General features: G+C 60.8%; 16 protein-coding genes and 1 riboswitch. Of the genes, 7 read left to right on the forward strand and 9 right to left on the reverse strand.

Annotated elements, in window-relative coordinates:
- Nucleotides 1–214: 214 nt before the first annotated feature.
- Entirely contained in the window at nt 215–493 is a 279-nt protein-coding gene (locus FHU41_RS13065) for a hypothetical protein (protein ID WP_179390055.1), read from the reverse strand.
- Nucleotides 494–507: 14 nt separating this feature from the next.
- Nucleotides 508–627, reverse strand: a riboswitch (SAM riboswitch).
- 52 nt (nt 628–679) lie between these two features.
- A complete protein-coding gene (locus tag FHU41_RS13070; RefSeq protein WP_179390056.1) occupies nt 680–2,188 on the reverse strand; it encodes a sodium:solute symporter family protein in 1,509 nt (502 codons plus the stop codon).
- 183 nt (nt 2,189–2,371) lie between these two features.
- Here FHU41_RS13070 and FHU41_RS13075 point away from each other — a divergent pair, with 183 nt between their 5' ends.
- Nucleotides 2,372–2,950: a cupin domain-containing protein gene (locus tag FHU41_RS13075; protein WP_179390057.1), complete on the forward strand. Its 579-nt coding sequence runs from the start codon at nt 2,372–2,374 to the stop codon at nt 2,948–2,950.
- A 15-nt stretch (nt 2,951–2,965) separates the two neighbouring features.
- Here FHU41_RS13075 and FHU41_RS13080 read toward each other — a convergent pair whose 3' ends face one another.
- Entirely contained in the window at nt 2,966–4,939 is a 1,974-nt protein-coding gene (locus tag FHU41_RS13080) for an APC family permease (protein WP_218847225.1), read from the reverse strand.
- 219 nt (nt 4,940–5,158) lie between these two features.
- Here FHU41_RS13080 and speB point away from each other — a divergent pair, with 219 nt between their 5' ends.
- Together speB and FHU41_RS13090 are read left to right on the forward strand one after the other, a co-directional pair.
- Nucleotides 5,159–6,190 carry an agmatinase gene (speB, locus tag FHU41_RS13085; RefSeq protein WP_179390058.1) on the forward strand — a complete coding sequence of 344 codons (1,032 nt, stop codon included), beginning with the start codon at nt 5,159–5,161 and terminating at the stop codon, nt 6,188–6,190.
- Nucleotides 6,187–7,869, forward strand: coding sequence for a thiamine pyrophosphate-binding protein (locus FHU41_RS13090; protein WP_179390059.1), 1,683 nt, complete (start codon nt 6,187–6,189; stop codon nt 7,867–7,869). The genes speB and FHU41_RS13090 overlap by 4 nt, the downstream gene beginning before the upstream one ends.
- Nucleotide 7,870: 1 nt before the next feature.
- On the opposite strand, the gene FHU41_RS13095 is transcribed toward FHU41_RS13090, so the two are convergent.
- Nucleotides 7,871–8,461: a dihydrofolate reductase family protein gene (locus tag FHU41_RS13095; protein WP_179390060.1), complete on the reverse strand. Its 591-nt coding sequence runs from the start codon at nt 8,459–8,461 to the stop codon at nt 7,871–7,873.
- A 175-nt stretch (nt 8,462–8,636) separates the two neighbouring features.
- On the opposite strand from FHU41_RS13095, the gene FHU41_RS13100 reads away from it, so the two are divergent.
- Together FHU41_RS13100 and FHU41_RS13105 are read left to right on the forward strand one after the other, a co-directional pair.
- Entirely contained in the window at nt 8,637–10,523 is a 1,887-nt protein-coding gene (locus tag FHU41_RS13100) for a DUF5107 domain-containing protein (protein WP_179390061.1), read from the forward strand.
- A 110-nt stretch (nt 10,524–10,633) separates the two neighbouring features.
- On the forward strand, nt 10,634–11,242 hold the full coding sequence (locus tag FHU41_RS13105) for an FMN reductase (RefSeq protein ID WP_179390062.1): 609 nt from the start codon (nt 10,634–10,636) through the stop codon (nt 11,240–11,242).
- Between the two features lie 16 nt (nt 11,243–11,258).
- Here the strand turns inward: FHU41_RS13105 and FHU41_RS13110 are convergent, their stop codons facing one another.
- Nucleotides 11,259–12,014: a metallophosphoesterase family protein gene (locus FHU41_RS13110; protein WP_179390063.1), complete on the reverse strand. Its 756-nt coding sequence runs from the start codon at nt 12,012–12,014 to the stop codon at nt 11,259–11,261.
- 164 nt (nt 12,015–12,178) lie between these two features.
- Here FHU41_RS13110 and FHU41_RS13115 point away from each other — a divergent pair, with 164 nt between their 5' ends.
- Nucleotides 12,179–12,448, forward strand: coding sequence for a GlsB/YeaQ/YmgE family stress response membrane protein (locus FHU41_RS13115; RefSeq protein WP_179390064.1), 270 nt, complete (start codon nt 12,179–12,181; stop codon nt 12,446–12,448).
- Nucleotides 12,449–12,513: 65 nt separating this feature from the next.
- On the opposite strand, the gene FHU41_RS13120 is transcribed toward FHU41_RS13115, so the two are convergent.
- The 4 genes from FHU41_RS13120 to FHU41_RS13135 form a co-directional block, all read right to left on the reverse strand.
- The gene (locus FHU41_RS13120) at nt 12,514–12,939 is read right to left on the reverse strand and encodes a hypothetical protein (RefSeq protein ID WP_179390065.1); all 426 of its coding nucleotides are present in this window, start codon (nt 12,937–12,939) and stop codon (nt 12,514–12,516) included.
- 66 nt (nt 12,940–13,005) lie between these two features.
- Complete coding sequence (locus FHU41_RS13125; protein WP_179390066.1) at nt 13,006–13,836, reverse strand: amino acid ABC transporter permease; 831 nt, start codon at nt 13,834–13,836, stop codon at nt 13,006–13,008.
- Entirely contained in the window at nt 13,833–14,480 is a 648-nt protein-coding gene (locus FHU41_RS13130; protein ID WP_179390067.1) for an ABC transporter permease subunit, read from the reverse strand. The genes FHU41_RS13125 and FHU41_RS13130 overlap by 4 nt, the downstream gene beginning before the upstream one ends.
- A 3-nt stretch (nt 14,481–14,483) precedes the next feature.
- Nucleotides 14,484–15,410 (reverse strand): glutamate ABC transporter substrate-binding protein, encoded by a 927-nt coding sequence (locus FHU41_RS13135; RefSeq protein WP_179390068.1) that lies wholly within the window; start codon nt 15,408–15,410, stop codon nt 14,484–14,486.
- Between the two features lie 204 nt (nt 15,411–15,614).
- Here FHU41_RS13135 and FHU41_RS13140 point away from each other — a divergent pair, with 204 nt between their 5' ends.
- Nucleotides 15,615–16,940: a cell division protein PerM gene (locus tag FHU41_RS13140; protein ID WP_179390069.1), complete on the forward strand. Its 1,326-nt coding sequence runs from the start codon at nt 15,615–15,617 to the stop codon at nt 16,938–16,940.
- Nucleotides 16,941–16,950 lie beyond the last annotated feature (10 nt).

The following is a 16,950-nucleotide window of genomic DNA, read 5'->3' on the forward strand; positions in this document are numbered from 1 at the left end:
GAAGTGAAGGACTGCTGGACACAGCCTTACTTTAGCCGGATTTTTGCGGGTTTTTCGGCTGGGAATCCTTAGCCGAAAGCTTCGGTGTGCCTCAACTTTTCCTTCGCCACTCCGGTCGGGTCCGCCACATCGTTCCTCCTCCCGGCTTCGCGATAGTCCGTTGACTTCGGGATAGCCCATTGGCGCGTCATTGGGGTATCCCGAAGCTATTTGGCTATCTTGAACCGGTCGGGGCTTGGTGGTGCGGGACGGCGGTCAAGAGGGTGAGGCTGAAACTTAGCGGTTCGCCTGCTCGACTCCCGGTACGGGCCACGGTCACCACCAACTCCCCGGCTTCTGGACTCCAGTGGCTGGGACGCGCCGGATTGGCCAGGGCGGCGAGCAGGGCGGCCGGTTCGTTGACCCAAAAACTGTGCCATTCGCCGTCGCACCCGAAGGACACCGTGCCCAGCACAGCATCCACTACGGGTAGGACTATTGAAGATCTGCGCACCGCGCGCCTCCGCCAGAGAGCTCTTACCCGGCGGGTTTGTCTCGCGGCCCGCTGGGTCGCTTCCTCATCCGAGCCACCCGTGAACTTGGGGTTGGCGTGTGGCCAGTCGGAGCTTGGCACCACAACTCATGAAGCAAACCCACTCTAACTCCGCTGGAGTACGCGGCAAGGCGCTGCGGCGTAATGTTACGCCCGTTCTAGGACCGGTTCCTTGGCCATCGCGCCGGAAACGCGGGCTCGCCAAGCAGCCCAGATGGTCTCCGGCGTCGGCTTGGTGAGTAGCGACACCACGAGGTAGGTCAGCAGTGAGGTCCCTAGCCCCCAATAGATCGGTTCATTGGCCAAGATGCCATCGGCGCTGGGGATAGCACCACTTGCGTAGAGGGTGAGGAAGGTCAGCGTTACCACGGTTCCCACGGCCATCGAAAGAGCCGCACCCCAGCCGGTGCCGCGTTTCCAAAGCAGCCCGCCCAGGATCGCTACCAGCAAGCCACCAACCAAAATGTCATAGGCGATGGTCAGCGCCGCGACCACGTCCGGGGTGATGATCGCGATTAGGATGGCGACCACGCCCAGGCCTAGCACCCAGTATCGGTTGGCCCGTACATCGTGTTCCGGATTATCGGTGTCAGAGCTATTCACGGTGCGGCCAAACCAGCCAGCCACGAAGGGCACGACGTCGGCGCGGGCCACCGTAGCGGCAGCGATCAGCGCGCCGGAAGCGGTGGACATCATGGCGGCGACAGCGGCCGCGAGCACCAGTCCGCCCAAACCGATGGGCAGCAGATTTGAAGCTACCTCGGCGTAGACCGCATCCTTACCGAGCTTGGCAATATCGATCTTCGGCAAGGCAACGGAGGCTGCCATGCCGATCATCGCCCCAGCCACGCCGTAGAGGATGCAGTAGATCCCGGCAGTGGAGCCACCCCAGCGAGCCACGGTGGGGGACTTGGCGGTGAAGACCCGCTGCCAGATGTCCTGACCGATCAGCAAGCCCAAGGTGTAAACCACAAAGTAGGTGACAATGGTTTGCGCACCGATGCCGTCCCATTGGAAGAAGCTCTCATCGACCCGGCTGCGGATGCCATCCCAGCCGCCAGCCGCGTTGAGCGCGAACGGCAACATGAGGGCAAAAACGCCGATGGTCTTGATCACGAACTGGGCCATATCGGCCAAGGTGATTGACCACATTCCGCCGATCGTGGAGTAGACCAGAACGATCGCGCCACCCACCGCGATAGCCACCCAGCGTTCCCAGCCGAAGAGCACCACAAAGATGGTGGCATAGGCGCTGGTTGAGGTAGCGCAGAGCATCAAGGTGTAGGCCAGCATCACAATCGAGGAGGTCTGGGTGGCCTTGTGCCCATAACGCAGACTGAGCATCTGCGAGACCGTGTAGATCTTGAGCTTTTGAATGGTTCCGGCAAAGGCCAGACTGAGCAGCAGCACGCCTACGCCGATTGCCACCACGAGCCACATCCCGGAGATGCCGAACTTATAGCCCAAGCCAACACCGCCTACGGTGGAAGCGCCGCCGAGTACCACTGCGGCCATGGTGCCGGTGTAGAGCACCGGGCCTAGGCGGCGTCCGGCTACCAGAAAGTCGCTGTTGTTCTTGGTTCGGCTTTTACCCCAAAAGCCGAAGAGCAGCATAGCGACAAGGTAGGCAATAACGATGATGACATTGATGTCCATAAGAGTCCCCTGAGAAAATTGCCCTATGGGCAACATATGTTGTTTGTTAGGCTAAGAGGTGAGCTAGCTAACAGTCAAGCGTCAACCGGAAGTTACGATAGACGGGGTCTTGAGTGTTATCTGAGGATTACAGCCAAGCCAGACCAAGCCAGATGAGCCGGAGCAGCGAGAAGGGACTGACAGGTGAAAGCACTATCGGTCGAGCCGAGCAGCGCGCCGGTGGCGATTGGTTCCCGGATTCGAGCCGCCCGCCAGGCGCAGCGACTCACGATAGACCAAGTGGCCGATGCCACTGGGCTGACTAAAGGCTTTCTCAGCCGGGTGGAGCGGGATCTGACCTCGCCCAGTGTTGCTTCTCTGGTCACCCTGTGCCAGGTGCTCTCCATCTCGATCGGGGAGCTGTTCGCAGTCCCGGAAACTCACCTGGTTCGGCATGAAGAAGGGCCACGGATTTCCCTCGGTGGTGATGGCATCGTGGAGCGATTGCTAACCGCCCGCTCGGAGCGCCGCTTACAGATCCTACGTGCCCAGATCGCCCCGCATGGACGCGGTGAGAGTGAGCTCTACGCGGTGGATTGTGAAGTGGACGTGCTGCACATCATTAGCGGCACGCTGACCCTGCTGATGACGAACGAAAGCTACGACCTCTCCGCCGGGGATACGCTTTCTTTCCCCGGGCGGGAACCGCATAGCTGGATCAATCACACCGAGGAGCCGGTCGAAGCGCTTTGGATACTGGTTCCGGCGGCTTCGGGTAGCTAGCTGTAACGGCCCAGGCTAGCCCACATGCACCCAGGGTCGCTTAATGAGTTCCGGCTCCGCCTCCCGCAGCACCTCTCTGGTCACCGGGGCTATTTCGCCCTCGCCAACAAAGAGGAATTTGAGCATATTGGTGATCGGGTTGCCCTCGGTCCAGCGGAAGTAGATATGTGGCATTAAGCCGGTCACGTCGCGGATATGAAGCAGCACAGCGGCAATAGTATTCGGCACGTTATTGCTATGAACTTGCAGGATGTTGAAGCCGTGTCGATGTACCCCGTGCACCTCCAGGGCCTGTTCAAAATCCGAAGAATCGTCAACGAGCACTTCAATGAACAGGGCCAGGCGTGGGTCCGGCAGGTGGCTCACCTCGATGGCGTGCTCGATCTTATGCCGGTACTCGGCAGCGCTGAGCTTCTTCGGTTCGTGGGCGATGATCCGCAGCGGCCCGTCCTCATTTGCGGCCAGCATTTCCAGCGCTCGGGAGTCCAGCCGAATGTGGGTGGCGCGAAGCTCAAAGGAGCGGCGGAGCCGGCTGAGCAGGCTGACGATCAGAATACCCAGGATGAATAGTGCCGCAATTCTCAGCCCATCCGGGCGCTCAAAGGAATTGGCTACCGTGGTGTAGAGGAATACCGCGGAGATGGCTCCGAAGGCGATTGTCTTCCCGCGCTGTCGCTTGCGATAGCAGGAGATTGTGACGGCGATTGCGGCCGAAGTGATCAACACCAGTACGCCGGTGGCATAGGCCCCGCCCTGAGCGTTCACATCGGCGCGGAAGATCAGGGTGATAGCGAAGGCAATGGCAATAAAGACCAGCACAAGCGGTCGGAGCGCTCGCGTCCAGGCGGGGGCCATGCCGAAACGCGGCAGGTAGCGCGGCACCAGATTGAGCAGCCCAGCCATTGCAGAGGCTCCGGCGAACCATAGGATCGCGATAGTGCTCAGATCGTAGACCGTGCCGAAACCATCACCGAGCAAGGCATGAGCAAGGTAAGCCAGGGCTCGGCCGTCGGCCTTACCCCCGGGCTGGAACTCGGCCGCCGGGATCAGGATCGTAGTGGCCAGGCTGGAGGTGATCAGGAAGGTGCTCATAATCAGGGCGGCGGTGGTGAGTAGCCGATGGGCTCCCTTAATTCGCCCGGCCGGATTTTCCGGCGTATCTGAGTCGCGGCCCTTGATCTGTGGCATCACTGCCACCCCGGTTTCGAAGCCAGAAAGTCCTAGCGCAAGTTTGGGGAAAACCAGGAGGGCGATGGCGATGACCATTACGGGATTGCCGTGCTGGGTGGTCAGCGCACCCCACCAATCGCCAACCTGCAAGGGGCTTTCCACGGTGTTGGCTATCGCGACCACCACCACGACGGCGTTGAGCACCAGATAGCTGAACACCAGGATCACGGCCACCCCAATGGCTTCCTTGAAGCCCTTGAGGAAGACGGCACCCAGCAGGGCCACCAGTACCAAGGTGATGGCTATGTTCTGACCGTGCAGAAAGTCTGGGGCAAAGGGGTTCTCGATCACGTGCGCGGTGGCGTCGGCGGCGGACAGAGTGATGGTGATCATGAAGTCGGTCGCTGCGAAACCCAGTAGCGCCAACACGAAGAGCTTGCCCCACCACCTCGGGAAAAGTTTCGCCAGCATGGCGATCGAGCCTTCACCGCGAGGACTCTCACGAGCCACCCGGCGATAGACCGGAAGTGCACCGAGTAGGGTGACGATGACCAGCACGATAGTTGCTAGCGGAGCTAGCACTCCGGCTGCCAAGGCTGCGATGGCCGGTTGGTAGCCGAGGGTAGAGAAGTAATCCAGGCCGGTCAGGCACATCACCCGCCACCAGGACTGTGGTTTCTCGGTTTCCTGATGTGGCTGTTGCGGTTTTCCGGAGGGACTGGGCATTCCCTCGAGCAGCCAGCTCTTGAAGGCTTCGGCACGTTTTGGCCGCGAGCGGTCACCCGGTTCTGCAGGGGCTTTATAAAGCGAAGTCACCATGGTCCTTTCAGGGACCTACTCGGCCCAGCGAATGGAGCGTAGCACTCAAGAATCCGGATTACCGTGGTCTTTACGGAATCTTTACGTCCGCAGCCTCCGCCGAGTGTGGACATCTGCACCTTAAGACGGGTTCATAAGATGCAGATCTCCACACTCGGCGGTGCTGATTGGAAAACATTTGATTCACATAAGGCAACTTTGCGTTGTAGCATGGGTCACATGAATGAGCAGCGCATCGAGGTCAATGGCAACCTCGGACCTATCGATTCCTCCCGTATCCCGCGCTACGCCGGGGCCGCGACTTTCGCCCGCTTACCGCGCCTGGACCAGGTCGCTGAAGCCGATATCGCCGTCGTCGGAGTGCCCTTCGATACCGGTGTTTCCTACCGGCCGGGCGCCCGCTTCGGAGCCAATCACGTGCGCGAATCCTCACGGCTGCTGCGGCCCTATAACCCGGCCCAGGAACTCTCGCCCTTCGAGCTCGCTCAGGTAGCCGATGCCGGGGACATGGCGGTCAATCCCTTCAATATCAATGAAGCTATTGAGGAGATTCAACAGAACGCCCTCGATCTAACTGCCCCCGGTGCCTCGGGTCGGAGCGCAAAGCTACTCACCCTGGGTGGCGATCACACCATCGCCTTGCCGCTACTCCGAGCCGCCACCGAGCGTGCTGGTGCTCCCGTGGCTCTGCTGCACTTCGATGCGCACCTGGACACCTGGGACACCTACTTCGGTGCCGAATATACTCACGGCACCCCCTTCCGGCGTGCCGTCGAGGAGGGAATCCTGGATACCGAGGCGATTAGCCATGTTGGCACTCGCGGACCGCTCTATGGGAAGAAGGATCTGGAGGACGATAAGCGCTTCGGCTTCGGCATCGTCACCTCCTCCGATGTCTTCCGGCAGGGTGTTGACGAGGTGGTGGCCAAACTCCGGGACCGGATCGGCAATCGTCCGCTCTATGTTTCCATTGATATTGATGTGCTCGACCCGGCGCATGCGCCGGGTACCGGCACCCCGGAAGCTGGTGGCATCACCAGTCGCGAATTGCTGGAAATCCTGCGCGGGCTGCGCGGCATGAATCTGGTGGGTGCCGACGTCGTTGAGGTTGCCCCGGCTTATGACCATGCCGAGATCACCGGCGTGGCCGCCTCTCATGTGGCCTATGATCTGGTCAGCCTGCTGGCCGATGGGGTAGCCCGGGACAAGGCTTCTACTACCAATACGGATAATACGGAGATCAAGCGATGAGCGATGCACGCGCCGAGAACGTGGAGCGGGATGTCCGCAACGGTGGCGATCTGGTGGTGGAGACGCTCGCCGCGCTGGGCGCGAAAACAGTTTTCGGAATTCCCGGGCAGCACGCCCTAGGGCTCTTCGATGCGCTGAGCCGCTCCGAGCTGCACTTCGTTTCCTCCCGGGTGGAGAACAATTCAGCTTTTGCCGCCGATGGCTACGCCCGGGCTACCAATGAGGTCGGGGTGCTTTTCCTCTCCACCGGCCCCGGCGCACTCACCTCCCTGGCCGGACTGCAGGAGGCCTATGCCACCGGCGTGCCGATGATCGTGATTGCCTCGCAGATTCCGTTGGATGGCTTGGGTGCCCGGCGCAAGGGCATGCTGCATCAGCTCGATGATCAGAAGGCTTCGGCCGCAAATGTTACCAAGAGCCAGCGACTCATCCAGCACGCTTCCGGGATTCCTAGTGCGATCCAGGATGCCTGGACCGAGGCGGTCTCCTCGCCGCAGGGACCGGTCTGGATCGAAATACCGCAGAATGTCTTGCTAGATCCGGTGATGGTTCCCCAGGTGGAGGACGCGCTCGCCGAGCCCTTCGATAACCCGCCTAGGGTTGAGTTGGTGCGGGAGGCTGTTCGTTGGCTGGCCGAGTCGAAGCGTCCCGTGATCGTGGCCGGCGGCGGCACTCGCCGCGGCCACGCGGAAGCCCAACTGCGATCCATTGCCGAGAAGCTCAGGGCTCCTGTGGTCTGCTCGCCGGGAGGTAACGGTGCTTTCCCCTGGACGCACCCGCTTTCCTTGCAGTCCTGGGTCGAGGACCGTCACGTCACCGAGGTGCTGGAGGAAGCCGATGTGCTGGTGGTGGTTGGTTCTTCGCTCGGGGAGGTGACCAGCAACTACTTCACCCTGGAGCCTCGTGGCCGGATTATTCAGATCGACGCCGAGCCACGGGTTTTGGAGTCGAATCGTCCGGCCCTGGGCATTCGTGCCGATGCGGGCCAGGCGCTCGAAGCCATTGACACGGCCCTGACTCCGGAGCTGCTGAGCGGACATGACTCCGATTGGAGTGGCGAAAGCCCGGAATCCGTGGTTGCCGCGACCCTGGCCAAGGTGATGGTCCGGCTGGATAGCCAGGACCTGGCCAAGGAACGGCAGTTCATGGCCGATATTCGGGCCGCCGTGCCGGACGATATGCAAACCTTCTGGGATATGACCATCTCCGCTTACTGGGGCTGGAGCTGCTGGGACGCGCGTTCCGGGCAATTCCACTCAGCTCAGGGTGCGGGCGGGCTGGGCTACGGCTTCCCCGCCGCCATTGGTGGCGCCGTCGGGCTCTCCGTGCAGGGCAAGAATTCCAGAGTCCTCGCGGTCTCCGGCGATGGTTCCTCGATGTACTCGATTGCCGAGTTGGCTACCGCTAGGCAGCATAACGTCCCGGTCACCTGGCTAATAGTTGACGACGGCGGTTACGGAATTCTGCGCGAATACATGGTCGGCGCTTTCGGTAAGGCCACTCACACGGAGCTATCGCGCCCGGACTTCGTCAAGCTCGCGGAATCCTTCGGGGTGCCCGCGAAGCGAGTCGAGGTAGGCGAGGTGCGGCAGGCGCTTGTGGAGGCTTTCGCCTCCGAGGGGCCCAATGTTGTTGTGGTAGAAACCCTTTTGCAGATGTTCGCTCCCACGCATCTCTGAGCTATTCCTGGAGAACCAGTTCGTACTCACCGATAATGACCCCGGTACTGGTCGGGGTGGATTCCACTAAGCGGAAGTTCTGCCGTTCCGGGCGTTCGTCGAAAAGTCGATGACCGTTTCCCAAAAGCAGGGGGTGGATCACCAGGGTGAGTTTGTCCACTAGGCGGGCGGCGAGCAGGGAGCGTACCAGCTCGCCGCTGCCGATCACGGTGAGATCCGGACCCTCGCTGGCCTTTAGTTCAGCGATGGCTTGTAGAGTGTCTCCGCTGAGGAGAACCGAGTTGGCCCAGGGGAGGGGTTCGTTGAGGCCGTTCGATGCGACAAACTTCTGAACCCGATTCATATAGACCGTGAAGGGGTTATCACCTTGAAAGGGCCAGTAGGAGGCGAAGTTCTGATAGGTTCGTCGGCCGAAGAGCATGGCTCCTTCTCCCGCCATCCCCTTGCTCATGGTTCGGGACAGGATTTCGTCGTTATAGGCTGCGGACCAGCCGCCGTATCTGAAGCCGTTTCGAGTATCCTCATCCGGACTGCCCGGGGCCTGGGTGACTCCGTCCAGGCTGATATTGTTCACGACGCTCAGTGTTCGCATGGTTTACTCCTTCGGGCTGCCGAGGCCGGTCTTGAGCCAGCCTTCGTCTGCTACTCACTCCCCTAGGGGAACAGTAAACCTTCCGGTGGCCGCCCGGAGGGAAACCAGAGGAAAACGGCGAGAAAAAATCCTCTGATGATGATTCATGACTGCAAAGCGCGTAATACAATCAAATATGCACATTGAAAGGCGGCGGCTGAGGCTTGCCGAACCAGGTCCGCTCAATCCGCTGCCGAATCTCGGCAAGCCGCTCGAAGACCCCTATCAAATTGGTGGGGCGATTCCCTTCGAGATCATTGAGAACTCACGCTACGGCCACCCGCTGACCCTGCATCCCTACCAGCTTCAAGACCAGTACAGTCGGGAACTCAAAGGCATTGAGCAAACCGTGGTGACCTTGCAGAATCAACACCTGCGGGCCAGCTTTCTGCCCGAGTTGGGCGGCAGGCTCTGGGAGCTAACCGACCTGGCTAGCGGCAAGAACCTGCTGCATACCCCCGGACAGATTCAGTTGGGTAATCTGGCCCTGCGGAATGCCTGGTTCGCCGGTGGAGTGGAATGGAATATCGGCACCCGCGGCCACTCGCCTAGCACCTGCTCACCCCTGCACGCCGCAAAGCTCACCACTCCTGACGGGGTAGAGGTGCTGCGGATGTGGGAATTCGACCGGCTGAGGGAGGTTGTTTTCCAGATCGATGCCTGGCTGCCCGAGGACTCTGCCTATTTGCAGGTCGCGATCCGGATTAGCAATCCCCATCCGCAGCCAAAGCCGATCTACTGGTGGAGCAATGCAGCCGTTCCGCAGGATTCGCAGACCCGAGTGATCGCGCCCGCGGAGAGTGCCTTCGCCAGTGACTATCAGCGGGGGATTAGTAGAAAAACCCCGCAAAACCTTGACGGCGTTGATCATAGCTGGCCGATGCGCAATTCCACTGCGGCGGACTTCTTTTTCGATCTTGCACCCGAACAACGCCGTTGGATTGCGGTCAGCGACGCCCAGGGAGACGGACTGGCCATGCTATCCACGGCGCGGCTACGGGGCCGGAAGCTCTTCGTCTGGGGGGAAGGTCAAGGTGGCCAACGCTGGCAGGAGTGGCTAAGTCCCGACGGCGGCCGTTACGCCGAAATTCAAGCAGGCTTAGCGCAGACCCAGTTCGAGAACCTGCCGCTGCCGGCCAACGAATCCTGGTCCTGGCTGGAGTGTTACGGCAATGCCGGGCTGGATGCCGAGCCCGCGCATGCCGCCTGGCCGGCCGCAGTTCAGCATGCCGAGGAGCGACTGGCTGTACGGCTACCTAAGGATGTTGTGGAGCAGAGCTTCGCCCGTTGGCAAGGCTGGGCAGATTTAGTGCCTGAGCAGCAGATCCAACTGGGGTCAGGCTGGGGCGCGCTGGAAGCAGCACGACGGCGTCACGCTGGCTCGGAGTGGCAGCTCGCCGGTACCCCCTTCCCGGTCGAGAGCCTGGGGGAGGCCCAGCGGCCCTGGCTCCAACTGCTCAAAGACGGAACATTCGATGGTGCAACGAGCTACGTTTCGGGGTCAGGCTGGCGGGAGCTGCTCAAAACGGCTCAAGGAGATACCGCACAAATAGCCCTGCATAGCGGAATTCTGGCTCAAGCCGAAGGCGATCTCAATGCGGCCAGCGAGCTTTATCGGACGTCGCTGGAGTTTCGGCAGAGCGCCATGGCTTGGCGCTGCCTCGCTCTCGCCGAGGACAATGTGGAGCACTACCTTCCCGCCTGTGCCGCGGGACCGGCCGATCGAGCCCTGCTCACCGAGGCAGTGACAGCGTTACTAGCCGCCGGGAAAGCCACGGAAGCACTTGGCTTATTGGAGGGTTCACCCCGCTACGGTGCCGAACTGGCGGCCAAGGGGCGACTGGCCCTTTTGAGCGCTCAGGCACTCGCCGCCGTCGGACGAACTGCGGAGGCAAGTGCCATTCTGCAAACGGGTCTGCAGGTGGCTGATATCCGCGAAGGGGAGAACTCCCTTGCCCAGCTCTGGCAGCAGCTTTTCCCGAGCGAGCCGATTCCGGACGAGTACCAGTTCAGCATGTCCTAAACCGTTCAGTAAGACTGTTCCGGCATTCCGGTGAGGCGAAGGACGGAATAATCCTCAAACCGTCGAGGTTCACCATAATGAATGCAAACGTATGAATCGAGGGAATAGTCATGGAACGCTCTGTTGTGGTGATTTCGGCGGGCCTGGGCTCGCCCTCTTCCAGTCGACTGCTGGCTGACCAACTCTCCGCCGCAAGCCTCGCGGAGCTGGGCAAGCTGGGAGAACCCGCTACGGTACACACCGTTGAGCTCCGGGATCTGGCCGTGGAGATGGCCAATAACCTGGTCACCGGATATGCTGCCCCGGCTTTGCAACGGGTACTCGACCAGGTGGCGCAGGCAGATGCCTTGATCGCGGTGACCCCGGTCTTCTCTGCCTCCTACAGTGGCTTGTTCAAGACCTTCTTTGACCTGATTGACCCCAAATCTCTCGATGGAACTCCCGCGCTGCTCGGCGCTACCGGAGGTACGGCGCGGCACTCGCTGATGATCGAACACGCGATGCGCCCGCTGTTCGGGTACTTGCGTGCCCGGGTGATGCCGACAGGTGTTTTTGCCGGTCCAGACGATTGGGGCGATAGCAGAATGGCGCAGCGAGTATCCCAAGCCGCTGCGGAGCTGGCAGCCGTGCTGCACGGCGTCTCCCGGCCGAGCCAAGCCGCAGCCATGGAGTCCTTGCCTTTCGAGCAGCTGCTCGCGAATATCACCGCCGAAAACTGAGGCACCGAAGGACTAGCTAGCGCAGGCCGAGCTTAGCGTGCTGTCCTCGGTAGATACCGGTGCGTAGCTCGACGGCGTAGGCCTCCAAATCGGGCATGCCCAGAGCAGTGGCAATGGCGATCTCTTTTTCGGTGTCATAGGGCACTCGGACGAATTGCACGCTAAAGCTATCGGCTAAGGTTCCACCCGGTGTGCCTTCGAGGATCACATAGCAAGGAACGGGCTCATCGAGCGGGTTCCCTACGCTGCCTACGTTGAGCAGGGTTCGGCCCTGATGGACCTCGAGGTAGGCGTCATGGATATCCCCGTAGCAGACCACCGAGGGAGTTGGGCTTGAGCCGGTCATCTCGGTAGTGGCAAACATTGCCTCGAACTCTTGCGGGGTGTGGGCAAAGTGCACCCTGGTATAGACGCTCTCCGAGGAGGCGTGCACCAGGCGAATGGTCCGGCCGCTCAGCTCTAAGGTATGCACCAGCGGAAGTTCCAGCAGCCACCTCCGGTCGCTGTCGGTGAGCTCGCGATGCCACCACCAGCCGGCCTCATTCCGCTCGGGGTCCTCTTCTCTTGGCAGGAAGTCGTCCCAATTCCCCCGGATGGTTTGAGTGCAATGGATCTGGCTCAGCCGCACGCATTCGGAACCTCGCGGGCCCTTGCCCGCCACATCACCCAGGTTGTAAATCGTCTCGATGCCCCGCTTCGCCAAGTCCTCGAGCACCGCCTGGAAAGCCGTGACATTTCCGTGCAGATCGGAGATTAGCGCTATTCGTTCCATCCGCCCATGCTAATAGTCCGGGGATCGAAACACGGGAAAAAGTTCGCGTTCCCGCGTGACATTTTTGCCACTCGACCCGACCTACTTATGGATAGAGCGGGCGAAGGGCCCCGCTCAGGGGGACCATTGTGCTCCCCACCGGGGAGCTGAAAGGGAAATACATTATGGGATTTTTCGGCTTCTTGATTCTCGGCCTCGCGGCCGGTGCCATTGCGAAGTTCATTCTGCCGGGTAAACAGGGCGGTGGCTGGATCGCAACCTTGATTCTCGGCGTCATCGGTGCCTTCCTGGGTGGCTGGCTGGGCGGCTTGATCTTCAATCAGCCGCTCACCGATTTCTGGTCATTGCCCACCTGGATCCTGGCCATCGTTGGTTCGATCATTGTGCTGTTGGTCTACGGAATGATCACCGGACGCAAGGGTGCCAAGAGCTAACGAGAAAAGCAACAACAAAAATGCTGGCCCCATCCGCAACGGATGGGGCCAGCATTTTGCGTTTGCTAAGCGGAAACTTTTTTCTGCTTCTTACGGTCCAGTAAAAGCGCCAAGCCAATGGCCAGCAACCAGAAATCCTTGGCCAGAGCGGTGCCCTGTTGAGTGGGTCGAATACTCCCTGGCTGGGTCATCCCCGGGGTTTTCAAATAGATATAAACCAGTGAACCGGCAAAGCCGGTGAGCGCCAGCCCCACCAGGCGGCTCGGCAGGAACGGGGCCAGCAGGGCTCCGCCCAGGCCCAATTCGCCGTAGCTCAGAAGTTTGCCGAACTTCTCTGGCTCCAGATCCCCAAGCTGCGGAAAGGCATTGATCGCGAGCTGCTGTAAATGTCCGGCACCCTCGGCATCCAGGTTGAGCTTGCCCACCCCGGAGTTGAGGATGAAGGCGCCGCTGGCCAGGCGCAAGGCAACGTGGCTGAGTCGAACTCCCATGATGTTCCTTCTCTCTGTCGTCCTTTCTTGAACCTAGCCGCTCCGCCTGAGAATTGCCAGGGCGGGCTAAGCCATGGTGCCTCGCTCAGCGCTACCGGTGCCCGCACGCCGTCGTGCCAGCCGTCGATCGATCGCATTGGCGGCATTGGAGATCAGCACGTTCAAGCCGATGTAGATCACGGTGACGATCAAATAGGTCTGCACCAGATGCCCCGTCGAGGCCACCAGAACGCTGCTGGCCTGCTGCAATTCACCATAGGAGACCACATAGCCCAAGGTGGTGTCCTTGAGCAGGATGACCACCTGGGCAATGAGTGCAGGAAGGACAATCCGCACCGCTTGCGGGAGCACCACAAGCCGGAGCGCCTGCGGCTTGGAAAGACCAAGTGCAATAGCAGCCTCATTCTGCCCCTGCGGAAGGGCCAGAATGCCAGCACGGAAGACCTCGGCGATGGTAGCTCCCGAGCAGATGCCAATCGGGATCACCAGTTTCCAGAACACGTCCGGATTAACACCGTAATTGGGCAGCCCGGACATGAAGATGTAGATGATCAACAACAGTGGCACCGAACGCAAAAACTCGATGACCGCGGTGCTTGGCCAGCGCAAGAGCTTGAGCTTAGACAGCCGGCCCAGGGCCAGGAACAGGCCCAAGGGCAGTGCGATAGCTGCCGCCCCGAGAGCGGCCAGTGCGGTGTTCCCCAGCGCGCCCAAAAGGTAGAGCCAACTGGTGGAGACTCGGAACTCCGCCCATTTGGACGGCGCGAGCTGACCGCTACGGTAGAACTGGGCATAAGCCAGCGCGAGCAGACCTATGCTGACCAAGATGCTCAACACCGTGAGCCAGCGAATCCGCCGCTTGGTGCGCGGCCCCGGGGCGTCAAAGAGCGCGCTCATCGCAGCACCCGCAGCTTCACTTCGAGCCGGGAACCAATGGCCCCAGCCCCTAACGCAATTGCAGCATAGATCACCGCGGCCACCAGGAAGGTGGTCAGCCCGAGGGCTTCCTTATTATTGATGAAGCTCACCTGAGCGGTCAGATCCATCACCCCGACGACGCCGGCTAGCGAGGAGGAGAGCAGCACCCCGATGAAAAGGGTCACCAGTGGCTGGACCATGGCGCGAGCCGCCTGAGGGAAGACGACTTCCCGCAGGATTCCAAAGAACCCCAAGCCGATTGCCCGCGCAGCCTCGATTTGCCCGGCCGGAATAGCGTTCACCCCGGTGCGGAAAACCTCGCAGGCAAAAGCTGCCCCGACCAGGATCATGGCGAGTACCACCGAAGGCACATAGGCAATGGTGACCCCGATCTCCGGCAGGCCGTAGACCATCAGGATCAGCAACGAAACCAGTGGGACGTTGCGGAAGATCTCCACATAGACCAGCCCGACGCCTCGCAAATAGCGCACCGGGCCGATCCGGAAGGTGGCCAGTACCAAGCCCAGCACAATGGCACCCAAGAAGCCGCCAACCGTCAACTGAGCGGTCAGCCACAGCCCCTGGCCGAAACTACCCAGGTACTGCTTGAGCAGGATTTCCACCAGCTAGCCGACGGTCGGTGGCGCCGGAGCCGTGCTGGTGCCCGTCTTTGCGCCGATGGTGGCTTGCCAGAGCTTCTGCCAGGTACCGTCCGCGATGATCTTTTTCAACCAAGCGTTAACAAAAGCCTTGGCATCGGTACCCTTGGTCAGGCCGATTCCATAGTTGTCCTTGGGGCCGAAGGGCTCGCCCACGATCTTGACGTCCTTGCTCGCGGTGATTGCGTTCAGCAGCAAGGTCTGGTCGATCACATAGGCGTCGGCTCGGCCTTGCTGCACCGCAGCGAGAGCCTGAGCGTGATCCGGCAGCGCAAGAATCTTAGCCTGCGGGGCTTCCTGTTCCAGCAAGGTCACTCCGGTAGAAGAAGCCTGAGTGGCCACCGTTTTTCCGGCCAGGTCAGCGAGCGAGTTAATGTCGGTGTTAGTCGATTTGACCAGGATTGCTGCTTGCGAAGAGTAGTACGGGCCGGCAAAATCAACCCGAGCCTCGCGCTTAGCCGTGATCGAATAGGTAGCGAAAATTGCGTCCACGCTCTTATTCGCCAGCAGATCCTCGCGAGTGTCCACGGTCACCTGATCGAGCTTGGTTTCCGGCTTGCCAATAATGTACTTGGCCAGCAACTGGCTGAGTCCCGCATCGAATCCGACGGCCTTGCCGGTGGCAGGGTCCAGCAAGCTAAACAACTGTGAAGTCTGGGTGCCGCCGACGTGCAGCACGCCGTTCTTTTTCACCTGGCTAGCCCATTGATTCGCCGAGATAGTGGCATCATCCGCCGTCGGACCCGCGTTGATCAGTTCGTCATAGCTGGAACCCGCGCTCGAACTGCTGCTGTCGGAGGAAGCTTCCGGGCTGCAAGCCGCTAGACCGAGGGCTAAAAGCGCCACCAGACCGACCGCCGTCGTGCGTGCTTTCCTTGAACCTGACCATCGCATTATTCGCTCCTGTTCCCCAGCCGAATTACTACATCGTTTATGTATCCCAGCATAGCCATCCGGGCAGCTACGGCCTGGAAGATGACGAGGGGGATTACATAGGAGGCGATATGGAAGCTGCGGAGGGAGAAATCGAGGGGTGAAATAGCCCTTCAGCGGCGAGGTCAGCACGTGCCCGACGTCAAACGTGGCAGCATGGATCTGGTGAAACTGACTAGGGGCCAGAGCGGTCAACATGGCATCCCAATGCCCTTATGGCTGCAAGGAGCCCTGGAATCGGCGCAGTTAGCGATCATTGTTGCCCTGCTGGTGATGGTGCCAGTGGGGGCGGTTTACTTCTCCGGCGGTTTCGGCAATCAAGGGTTCGACGCCGCCGCCCGGCTGGCAGGTCAGGCCTGGTTGCTGATCCATGCCGTTCCCCTGCAGGTCGAGGTGCTCACCGGAGCCTCCTCAGGAGATATCCAAAGCGGGCTGCTGAGCTTGATCCCCTACGGTCTCACCTTGATTCCCTTCCTCTTTGCCTGGCGGGCCGGGCGAAGGCTGGCCCGAGCATCGTATGCCGATCAGCTTTGGCAAGCTTTGCTCGGTGCGCTTGCCGTTTATGCCGCGCTGGGTCTTGCCACCGGCTACATTTGCAGCACCGCGAACGTCTCCGCCTCGCTCGCTGCCGCCACCTTGATTCCGCTGCTACCGATTGGGCTGGGCCTGGTTGTTGGCGCGCGTCGTGAGGCCGGCTCCTGGGGCAGATTAATCGGGGTCGATGCGGTGGCTTGGATGGCGAAGTCCAGTCAGTATTCGCGTTGGACCGGTTCCTATGTCTGGTCCGCGCTGCGGGCGGCGTTTTTGGCCATCGTGGTCCTATTGGCCGCCTCAGCCTTGCTTTTTGCCGTTAATCTAGCCGTGCATTGGGCCGATGTGGTGTCGGTTTATGAGGGCCTTAAGGCAGGGCCGATGGGTAGCGCCGCGCTGACCTTGGCGCAGCTAGGGTATTTCCCCAATCTTGCGGTCTGGACGATGGCTTGGAGCTCAGGTTCGGGTTTCGCCTTCGGGGTGGGCTCCAGCATCGGACCACTCGGTACCGTGGTGCCTCCGGTTCCGGCGATTCCGCTACTGGGAGCATTGCCGGTTGGCCAGTTGAGTTGGGGCGTGCTCGCCCTGATCCTGCCGGTGCTGGCCGGGGTGCTAGCCGGTTGGTGGTTCCTGCGTGAGGGTGAGAATCACTTCGACGAGTGGTTGGCTATTAAGGTTCCACAACGCTGGATCAGTGCTTCGCTTTCCACCCTGGGGCTCGGCCTTCTGGTTGGCGCTTGTGCAGGTGTTTTTGGGGCCGTGATGGCCTGGCTTTCGAGTGGATCGGCTGGCTTTGGCCGACTGACAAATTTGGGGCCTGATCCGCTCACGACGGCGGCCTGGCTGGCTTGCGAGGTGGCCATTGGCGTGGTGCTGGGGCACGCCGTCGCGCCCTGGCTTGAAGGTGCCCGGCAACGCAGCTCGCTCGATGAGGACTTTGAGCCTTTTGAAGAGTCGTAGGATTCAAGCT

The organism is Psychromicrobium silvestre (genome assembly GCF_013408295.1).
GTDB lineage: Bacteria > Actinomycetota > Actinomycetes > Actinomycetales > Micrococcaceae > Renibacterium > Renibacterium silvestre.